This is a genomic window from Curtobacterium sp. NPDC087082, from assembly GCF_044745045.1.
Classification (GTDB): Bacteria; Actinomycetota; Actinomycetes; order Actinomycetales; family Microbacteriaceae; genus Curtobacterium.
Window position 1 is genome coordinate 199,324 of record NZ_JBIUZN010000002.1, and the last position, 9,629, is coordinate 208,952.

A 9,629-nucleotide genomic window follows, 5' to 3' on the forward strand; every position below is an offset into this window, starting at 1 on the left:
CTGGCTCATGCCATCGCCTCCTCTCGTGCGGTGGCGTCGTCGTCGTCGAGCGACGAGATGACGTAGCGGTAGTGGTCGTTGTTCGCCATCAGCTCCGAGTGGGTGCCGACGGCCGTGACGACGCCGTTCTCCATGAGCGCCACCCGGTCGGCGAGCGTCACGGTCGACGGGCGGTGCGCCACGATGAGCGACGTGGTCTCGGCGAGGACGCGGCGGAGACCGGCCTCGACCCGCGCCTCGGTGTCGACGTCGAGCGCGGACAGCGGGTCGTCGAGGACGAGCACCGACGGCCGCGCCGCGATCGCACGGGCGAGCGCCAGGCGCTGCCGCTGCCCGCCGGAGAGGGACAGGCCCTCTTCGCCGACACGGGTGTCGACCCCGTCGGGCAGGTCGTCCACGAAGGACGCCTGGGCGATGTCGAGGGCCTCGCGCATGAGGGCCTCGGCCTCGTCCCCGGACAGGTCCGGGCGACCGAGCAGCACGTTCTCGCGCACGGTCGTCGAGAACAGCGTGGCGTCCTCGAACGCGACACCGACGTGGCGCCGCAGTTCCGCACGGGTCAGCGAGCGGATGTCGACGCCGTCGATCGTCACGGAGCCGCCCGTGACGTCGTACAGCCGTGGCACGAGCGACAGCAGCGTGGTCTTGCCGCAGCCGGTCAGCCCGACGAGCGCCATGGTCTCACCGGGTCGGAGCTGCAGGTCGACCCCGTTGATGAGGTCCGGGAACTGCGGCGGGGAGTCCTGGTACCGGAAGTGCACGCCGTTGAACGACAGCGCACCGTGCGGCTCCGTGATCGTCTCCGGGTGCTCGGGGTCCGTGATCGTGTTCTCCGAGTCCATGACCTCGAAGAAGCGGTCGACCGCGGTGCGCGTGTCGAACGTCATCGAGAGCAGGAAGCCGATCGACTCGATCGGGAACCGGAGCACCGTCGCCGTCGCGAAGAACGCGAACAGCTGCCCGACGGACAGTTCCCCCTGGCTCGCGAGCCAGATGCCGGCGAGCAGGCAGAGCGCGAACGCGACGTCGGGCACGAGCAGCAGCCACAGCCAGATGCCCGCGATCGCCTTCGCCTTCTCGATCTCGGTGCCGCGCAGCGCCTCGGCCTGTTCGCTGAACTCGTCGAGCTTGTAGCGACCGCGCCCGAACGCCTTGAGCACGCGGATGCCGTGCACCGACTGCTCGACGCTCGTGGCGAGGTCGCCGACCTGGTCTTGGCTGCGGCGCGCGACGACGGAGTACCGGCGTTCGAACAGCAGGCCGTTGATCCACAGCGGGATCGACGCGACGAGGAACACCAGGCCGAGCAGCCACCCGAAGGTGAACAGCACGACGAAGCCGACGACGATCGTCACGATGTTGACGACCAGCAGCACGACGCCGAAGGCCAGCCACCGGCGGATCAGCGACAGGTCGGACACGGAGCGGGACAGCAGCTGCCCGGACTCCCACCGGTCGTGGAACGCCACCGGCAGGTCCTGCAGCTTCGCGTAGAGCGCGTTCCGCATGCTCGTCTCGATGCGCGTCGACGGCCGCATGACCATCCGACGCCGGGACGCGATGAAGAACGCCTCGAGCACGCCGAGCGCGAGCACACCGAGACCCGCGGGCCAGATCTGTGCGGAGTCCTTCGAGGACAGCGGGCCGTCGACGAGCCACTGCAGGACGTAGGGGATCGCGAGCGCGACCAGGGAGGCGCCCATGGCGGCGAACATGCCGCCGATGAGCCGGCCCTGGTAGGGCTTCACGTAGGGGTAGATCCGCGCGATCGCGCGGAAGGTCGAGGGGCGGTCGGTGGACGGGCGCGCCTGGTCTGGCGTCTTGGACATGGATTGCGTCCTCGTGCGTCGTGCCGAGACCCTCTGGACCGGCCGCTGCTGTCGCAGCCGTCGATCTGGAGGCTCGGTGTCCGTTGCGTGGTGGTCGTCGGCCGAGCGGGTCGGTCGCGTCCCGGGCCGTGCCCACCCCGGTGGGGCGTGCTCGGTCCTCGTCGCGGTCGCCCGCCGCCGCGTCGCGCGCGGCGTCGGTTCGGTCGGAGTGCACCGGGAGACAGTCGTCCCCCGGGTTCAGGCGTGGGCTCGCGCTGGCCCGTGCTCGTCGTCGTCGCTGGTGTCGCGGCGGCTCGTCGCGTGCTCGTCGTCGTCGGGCGGTGCCGACGGCTCGTCGCTGGCTGTGGGAGGCAGCCCTACGCGGACAGCGGTGCCGTGACGGCGGGCGCACCCCGGTGGGGGTACGGCGCGACGGCCGCGTGTGCGGGACGTGGGCGGATGCCACGTGCCCCACCGAACGGTCGTGCGTCGGGAGCGGTCCCCACGAAGAGCACGAGACCCGCACGGGCAGCCGTCGCCACGGTTCCGGTCGTCGTGTTCATCGTCACTCCAGTCGTCGTCATCGTCACCGTTGTGTCCGCGGTGCCGCCGGCCGGTGTCTGTCGTGGACACTGGGGCCGTCGGCGTGCCTGTCGCGGAGCCTTACAGACTATTCACAGTCGAACGTGGTGCGCAAGCGTTTCCCGGAGTTGCCGGTTGTTCGACTCAGTGGAAGAAGTGTCGCTCGCCCGTGAAGTACATCGTCACGCCGGCAGCCGTGGCCGCGGCGATGACCTCGTCGTCGCGGACGCTCCCACCGGGCTGGGCGACCGCACGGACGCCCGCGTCGAGGAGCACCTGCAGCCCGTCCGCGAAGGGGAAGAAGGCATCGGAGGCCGCGACGCTGCCCGTGGCGCGCTCACCCGCACGGTTCACCGCGAGGTGGCACGAGTCGACCCGGTTCACCTGGCCCATGCCGACGCCGACGCTCGCGCCCTGGTTCGCCAGGAGGATCGCGTTCGACTTCACCGCACGGCTCGCCTTCCACGCGAAGGCGAGGTCGGCCAGGGTCTGCTCGTCGGCCGGTCCGCCCGCGACGAGGGTCCACGTGGACTGGTCGAACCCGGTGAAGCGGTCGGCGTCCTGCACGAGGAAGCCGCCGGAGATCTGCTTGAGCTCGCGCGGGGCGAGGGCGAAGTCGGTCGGCAGTGTGAGCAGGCGGATGTTCTTCTTCCGCGAGAGGATCTCGATCGCCTCGGGGTCGAAGGCCGGCGCGACGACGACCTCGGTGAAGATGTCGGCGACCGTCTCGGCCATCTGCTTCGTGACGGGTCGGTTGGCGGCGATGACCCCGCCGAACGCCGAGAGCGGGTCGCACGCGTGCGCAGCGGCGTGCGCGGCGGCGATCGGGTCCGCCGCGTCCGCCGGTGCGATCGCGATCCCGCACGGGTTGGCGTGCTTGATGATCGCGACGGCGGGTTCGGCGAAGTCGTAGGCCGCGCGGACGGCGGCATCGGCGTCGACGTAGTTGTTGTACGACATCTCCTTGCCGTGCAGCTGCGCCGCCTGGGCGATCCCGGTGCCACCGGCGCTCGTGTACAGCGCCGCGGCCTGGTGGGCGTTCTCGCCGTACCGGAGCGTCGCCGCGAGGTCGGCGTCCACCGTCAGGTGCTCGTCGAACGACCCCGGCGTCTCGATGTCCCCGCGCGTGGTCGGTGCCGCGGCGTCCGCCACGACGTCGCTGGCGAAGTAGCCGGCGACCGCGGTGTCGTACGCGGCGGTGTGCGCGAAGGCCTGGGCGGCGAGGCGCTTCCGCAGCTCGAGCGTGGTGCCGCCGGCGCGGACGGCCTCGACCACCTCGGCGTAGGACGACGGCGACACGACGATCGCGACGTTCGGGTGGTTCTTCGCCGAGGCGCGGACCATCGCGGGGCCGCCGATGTCGACGTTCTCGACCACGGTCGCGGTGTCGGCACCCGAGGCCACCGTCTCGACGAACGGGTACAGGTTGACCACCACGAGCTCGAACGGCTCGATGCCGAGGTCGGCGAGCTGCTGCTCGTGCGACTCGAGTCGGAGATCGGCGAGGAGCCCCGCGTGCACCGACGGGTGCAGCGTCTTCACCCGGCCGTCGAGCGACTCGGGGAAGCCCGTGACGCTCGACACGTCCGTGACGGCGTACCCGGCGTCGCGGATGGTCTGCGCCGTGGAACCGGTCGACACGATCTCGACACCGGCGTCGGCGAGGGCCCCGGCGAGCTCGAGCAGGCCGGACTTGTCGCTCACCGAGATGAGCGCCCGCCGCACGGGGACGAGGTCCCGGTCGCGGTACAGGCTGGGGTCGGCTGCGTGCACGCTCATGCGCTCGGGGTGCCCTTCAGGTCGGTGGTGCCGTTGGCGATGTCGAGGATGGTCTGGATGAGCAGGCGTCGCTCGACCGGCTTGATCCGGTCATGCAGCGTCGACTCGGAGTCGCCGGGGAGCACGGGGACGCGCTCCTGCGCGAGGATCGGACCGCTGTCGACGCCGTCGTCGACCTGGATCACGCTCGCACCGGTCTGCTCCACGCCGGCGGCCAGGGCGTCCCGCACGCCGTGGGCGCCCGGGAACTCGGGCAGGTACGCGGGGTGCGTGTTGATCACCGCGGGGCCGAACTCGGAGACGACCGCCGGCGGCAGCAGCCGCATGAGGCCCGACAGCACGAGCAGGTCCGGCGACCACGGCCGGATCTGGGCGGCGAGCTCGCGGCCCCACTCCTCGCGCGAGTCGAACCGCGAGAACGGCACCGTGAACGTCGGGATGGAGAACTCCTCGCCCAGACCGAGCCCCTCGGCGTCGCGGTCGGCACCGATGGCGACGACCCGAGCGGGGTACTCCGCGTCGAGGGTCGCCTCGAGCAGGGCCCGGAGGTTCGAGCCGGCACCGGAGATCAGGACGACCAGTTCGAGCACGGGACAACCCTACCGGGCTGCGGTCACCGGTCGTCCTTCGGGCGGCGCCACCACGGCAGCTCGTCCTCGGGGATCTGGTCCGTGGCGTCCCACCGCTGCTGCTGCACGGGCGGCGCGGACGACACCGAGCCGCCGGCACGGGCCCGGTCGTCGTGCCGGTCGTCGACGTCGTCGCGACCCGCGACGAACTCCTCGGTGCTCCACGGGAACGCGGGCTGCGGCTCCGTCCCCGGCGCACGCGGCACGGCGGTGGCGGCCTCGTCCGGCTCGCGGTCGACGTCGGCTCCGGTGACCCGGTCGCGCAGGTCGCCGGCGCGCTCGCGGACGCCGTCGGCCGCTCCGCGCAGGCGGTCGCGGATCGCGCCGACTCCCCCGCGGCCGGTGGCACGCGGGCGATCGGTGACGTGGTCGGCGGGCACCCGGTCGGCGGCGACGGCGTCGGTGCGGGCCCAGTCCGGCAGCGCCACGTCGGCGTCCGGGTCGCGGTCCGGTGCGGGGTCGGATGCGGTTCGGGAGGCGCGGCTCGACTCCGCCGGGCCGCCCGCCTCGGTCTCGGTGCGGGTCGGTTCCGTCGTGCCGTCGTGCTCCGCGACGACCCCAGGGGCGTGCTCGCCGCGTGGTGCTGTCGGGGCGCTGCCCACGGTCGCGTCGTCGCGGTCGTACCGGGTGGCGGCGACCCGTGCCCGATCGCCCTGCTCGGGTCCGCCGCGCCCCGGCAGACCCCGGGCGTCGCCGCCGTGGGCACCGTCGGCATGGCCGCCGTCGGCATGGGCGTCGTCCGCGCGTGCGGCCTCGGCCGTGGTGCCGCCGTGCGTCTCCTCGACCACGAAGCGGTGCACGTCGGTGGTCCGACCGGCACCGGCGCGGTCGAGTGCGGCGAGCAGCGAGCCGTCGGCAGCGGTCTCGGCGTCCGCGTCCGCAGGTCCGTCGTCCGTCTCGTGCCACTGTTCCCGGGCCCACCCGCGCTCGGGCATCCGGACGAGGTCGCTGCCGGCCGCGAGCGCCACCACGGCGGGCACACCGACCTCGAGGGCCGCGAAGGCCCCGACGACCAGCCCGTGCGGACCGACGTCTGCCAGGCGGCCCGGGCCGAACGACCCCGCCGAGAGCCAGGCCACGAGCCCGGTGAGCACACCGGCGACGATGCCCGCCGCGACGCCGCCGAGCGCCCGGTGCAGGGCGGAGTTCGCACTGCCGAGGGCCTGCACGAGCCGGGGGCGCAGGAGGCCGCCGGCCGCGAACCCGGCCACGACCGGCACGAGGACCCAGACCAGGCCGAACGCGTGCCCGGACGCCGGCAGCGCGCCGAACACCGGCAGACCGGGGATCGGCCCGAGCGTCGTGCCGATCGGCGACACGCTGGAACCGGTCCCGATCGCGAAGCCGGGCCCGACGAGCCACGACGTCGCCCAGCCGACGAAGTCCGGCAGGAACGCGAGCTGGCCGACCGTCAGGGCGATCCCGCCGACCACGCCGGCGTGCGACCGCTCGTACAGGGAGATGACCTCGGCGAAGGAGGCGAAGAGGAGGAAGGCGACGACGACCCCGGCGACGGCGACGACCGCAGCCGTCGCGGCGGTGCCGGCACGGAGGCCGAACGCCGCGATCGCACGCCAGGCGGTCGGGACACGGTCGAGCTGGTCGAGCACGCGCCCGGTGACCGGGTCGGCCGGGAGCCCCCGTCGCCGTCGGCACACCTCGCTCGTGACGAGCGCGGGGATCCCGAACCAGAGCGCCGGGAGGACGATCGCCTGCCAGAGCGTCGGCACGGTCGCCGCGGACCGGGAGGACAGTGCGACGAGGAGCCCGAGGACGGCGACGACGCCGGTGCCGACGAGGAGCCCGGTCGTGCGGTGCTCGGTCTCGGCGAACCGGCGCCCGGCACGTCCGGCGAGCCAGGCGGTCACGAGGGCGAACCCGAGCGCCGCGAGCGTCACGTGGATCGGGTCGGTGGCGCCGCTCACGCCGGACGACCTCGCGAGCGCCGAGCCGAGCACGAACGACACGTCGACCCCGTGCCCGACGAGCCACACGCTCCCCGTGGCCTTCCAGAACACGTCCCAGTCGACCTGGAGTCCGTACTCGAAGCCCCACAGGAGCGTCAGCGGCACGAGGGCGATCCCGATGCCGACGCCGACCGTCACGACCGCCTCGATCGCGGCGAGCACTGCGGTTCCCAGGCGGTTCATCGCAGCGAGGATACGTGCCGCGACCCGCTTCGTCGGGCAGCCGCGCGGGACACCGCGCAGGATCGGCCCTTGTGCGGCGGGACGGCGTGCGGCACCATTGTCATGTGATGTATCAGGGAATCAGAAGTCGGAAGCTCCAGCGTGCAGCGACGCTGGCGCTGCGCAACCTGACCACTGCGGCGCCCGTCTTCGGCGCCGCGGACGGCCCGGCGGTGAGCCTGACGAGCCACGGCCGACGCATCGCCACCGTGCACCTGGCCATCGAGAGCATCGCGGCCGGCACGGTGTTGCCGAGCCGACTCGTCCTCTGGCTCGACGACGCCGACGCCGTGGCCGACCCGCCGAAGGGACTCCGCCGCCTCGTCCGCCGCGGCCTCGAGCTCCGGTCGACGCCCGGCTACCGGCCGCACACCAAGTACTACCCGTACGTGCAGTCCCTCCGGACCCACGACGTCCCGCTCGTCACCGCCGACGACGACCTCATGTACCCGCGCGAGTGGCTCGCCCGACTGATGTCGGCACACGCCACCGACCCGACCACGAACACGGCGCACCGCTCGCGCGAGGTCACGTTCGCCGGCGTCGGGCTCGCCCCGTACGCATCCTGGGCCGAGGTGCAGCGCGGCCCGGCGTCCCCGCGCAACCTCGCCACCGGGACCCGGGGCCACGCGATGACCCCCGAGATGCTCGAGGCGCTGCGCGACCGCCACGGCGAGTTCATGCGACTCTCCCCGGCGGCCGACGACGTCTGGCTCCACCGGGTCGCCGTCGAGACCGGGACGGCCGCGAAGGTCACCGGCGCGTTCACCCACCGTGACTTCCTCCACCTGCCGGACGGCGGTCAGACCCTCGCCTCGGCGAACGTCGACGGCTCCGGCAACGACCGGCAGATCGCCGCCGCATGGCCCGCCCACCTCGTCGACACGATGCGCGCGAGCCCGGTGCCGCTGAACGTGCCCGCCTGACCAGCGTCGAGTCCGGGCGCCCACCGATCCGACCGCCGCTCAGGCAGCGGACCCGTCACGGACCTCGATCTCCCCACGCGTGCCCCACTCCGTGCGGGCGAACGTCGCGATGGCGTACCAGCGCATGACCCGCAGCACGGTGAGTCCCCAGACCGCAGCCAGCGGCGCCGTCGCGAAGGTCAGCCACCGCTGCAGGTGCCCCTGGTCGGACCGGATCACGAACACGTAGCGGAGCACGGCGGTGACGTACAGCAGAACGGCCGCGAGCCCACCGCTCACGAGCGTCTCCCACCGGAAGAGCGCTCCGTCGAGGAGCAACTGCAGGAGCGTCGCGGAGGCCAGGACGTAGAGCATCCACTTGACGAGGTGGAGCCAGTACGCGGCGCGCGCGAGCGGCAGGTACCGCATCCGCCAGATCGACCGGATGAAGGAACCGCGCATCCAGCGGACCTGCTGACGGACGTGGTGGTCGAGGGTCGCCGGCATCAGGGTGAAGGCGAAGCAGTCCTCGCGCTGCACGGCACGGCCGCGACGGAGGGCGAACAGGGTCAGCATGCTGTCGTCGGAGAACTGGACCGGCCGGCCGAGGATCGTCTCGCCGAGGTACGTGTCGAGGTTGTCCCGGATCACAGCCGCGCGGTAGAACGAACAACCGCCCGAGTTCACCATCACGGCGCGGAAGCGGGAGAACGCCGAGCGCTCGAACAGCTGGAGCCCCAAGCAGTACACGTCCATCCACCGGGCGAGCAGGCTCTGGCGGTAGTTCGTCGTGAGGATGAGCGCCGCGACCGACTGCACCCGCGGGTCGGCGAACGGCTGGAGTCCGTTGGCGATCGCCCGGTGATCGAGGATGCTGTCGCTGTCGACCGTCACGTAGACGTCGGCTCCGGGCGTGAACCGGACCCCCTCGACCTGGGCGTGACGCTTGCCCTGGTTCACGGTGCGGTGCCACACCCCACGGACGCCGACCGCTCCCGCCTCGCGCAGGAACCACGCCCGAACGACGTCGTAGTCCGCCGCTGTCGAGCCGTCGTCGACCACCACCACGGTCTGCGGGCGGCGCGTCTGCTCGAGGAAGGATCGGAGGCACCGCCTCAGTGCCCCGGGATCCTCGTTGTAGACCGGGACGAGGACCGCGACGTCGAGCTCTGCGTGGGTCGGATCCGTCACGAGGCGTCGCCGGTGTGCTCGGTCGGGCAGCACGGCGAAGAGCAGGTGCAGCCACGCGGCGACGGCGATGACGACGAACACCGCACGGGCCGGTGTGTCGAGCCCTCGGGACGCCACCGTCACCACGACCACCGAGGCGAACAGCATGACGCCGATCGTGCCGAGCACCCGCGCGACCGGTCCGACGCGGCGGGCGCTGGGAAGGCGCTCCTCGACGGTCACGAAGCATCTCCCCGGTCGGAGTCGCCCGACCACCGTCGGGCGAAGGCGCGGAGGACCAGAGCAGCGGCGATGACGACCACCGGGGCGGAGGCGATCAGGAGCGGGAACGTTTCTTGCACCCGGCAAATCTACGACACACAACATGTCGAATATCACCAACGCTCGTCAGGAAATGCGGGAGGGGGGGGGGGCGCCCGCCCCCCCCCCCCCCCCCCCCCCCCCCCCCCCCCCCCCCCCACCACCCCACCCCCCCCCCCCCCCCCCCACGCGGGGGGGGGGGGCTGCTTTGTGTCCCCCGCGCCCGCCGGCGCCGCCGCCCGGCGG

General features: G+C 72.8%; 7 protein-coding genes. 1 reads left to right on the plus strand and 6 read right to left on the minus strand.

Going from position 1 to position 9,629, the window contains the following annotated elements:
- Positions 1 to 5 precede the first annotated feature (5 nt).
- The 4 genes from ACIPEP_RS06270 to ACIPEP_RS06285 all read right to left on the minus strand — a co-directional run bounded on the left by ACIPEP_RS06270 (position 6) and on the right by ACIPEP_RS06285 (position 6,948).
- On the minus strand, positions 6 to 1,829 hold the full coding sequence (locus tag ACIPEP_RS06270; RefSeq protein ID WP_261647072.1) for an ABC transporter ATP-binding protein: 1,824 nt from the start codon (positions 1,827 to 1,829) through the stop codon (positions 6 to 8).
- A 705-nt stretch (positions 1,830 to 2,534) separates the two neighbouring features.
- Entirely contained in the window at positions 2,535 to 4,169 is a 1,635-nt protein-coding gene (purH, locus tag ACIPEP_RS06275; protein ID WP_402716778.1) for a bifunctional phosphoribosylaminoimidazolecarboxamide formyltransferase/IMP cyclohydrolase, read from the minus strand.
- Entirely contained in the window at positions 4,166 to 4,759 is a 594-nt protein-coding gene (gene purN, locus ACIPEP_RS06280; protein WP_070417751.1) for a phosphoribosylglycinamide formyltransferase, read from the minus strand. The genes purH and purN overlap by 4 nt, the downstream gene beginning before the upstream one ends.
- A gap of 23 nt (positions 4,760 to 4,782) precedes the next feature.
- Positions 4,783 to 6,948: a DUF6350 family protein gene (locus tag ACIPEP_RS06285; RefSeq protein WP_402716779.1), complete on the minus strand. Its 2,166-nt coding sequence runs from the start codon at positions 6,946 to 6,948 to the stop codon at positions 4,783 to 4,785.
- 107 nt (positions 6,949 to 7,055) lie between these two features.
- Here ACIPEP_RS06285 and ACIPEP_RS06290 point away from each other — a divergent pair, with 107 nt between their 5' ends.
- The gene (locus ACIPEP_RS06290; RefSeq protein WP_139219755.1) at positions 7,056 to 7,913 is read left to right on the plus strand and encodes a glycosyltransferase family 2 protein; all 858 of its coding nucleotides are present in this window, start codon (positions 7,056 to 7,058) and stop codon (positions 7,911 to 7,913) included.
- A gap of 39 nt (positions 7,914 to 7,952) precedes the next feature.
- Here the strand turns inward: ACIPEP_RS06290 and ACIPEP_RS06295 are convergent, their stop codons facing one another.
- A complete protein-coding gene (locus ACIPEP_RS06295; RefSeq protein ID WP_402716780.1) occupies positions 7,953 to 9,305 on the minus strand; it encodes a glycosyltransferase in 1,353 nt (450 codons plus the stop codon).
- Positions 9,302 to 9,424 carry a hypothetical protein gene (locus ACIPEP_RS06300; RefSeq protein ID WP_402716781.1) on the minus strand — a complete coding sequence of 41 codons (123 nt, stop codon included), beginning with the start codon at positions 9,422 to 9,424 and terminating at the stop codon, positions 9,302 to 9,304. Before ACIPEP_RS06300 ends, ACIPEP_RS06295 begins: the two co-directional genes overlap by 4 nt.
- Positions 9,425 to 9,629: the final 205 nt, after the last annotated feature.

Coding starts and splice junctions, on each gene's coding strand:
- ACIPEP_RS06270 (WP_261647072.1), bottom strand. CDS start 1,829: ATGTCCAAGACGCCAGACCAGGCGCGCCCGTCCACCGACCGCCCCTCG.
- purH (WP_402716778.1), bottom strand. CDS start 4,169: ATGAGCGTGCACGCAGCCGACCCCAGCCTGTACCGCGACCGGGACCTC.
- ACIPEP_RS06285 (WP_402716779.1), bottom strand. CDS start 6,948: ATGAACCGCCTGGGAACCGCAGTGCTCGCCGCGATCGAGGCGGTCGTG.
- ACIPEP_RS06290 (WP_139219755.1), top strand. CDS start 7,056: ATGTATCAGGGAATCAGAAGTCGGAAGCTCCAGCGTGCAGCGACGCTG.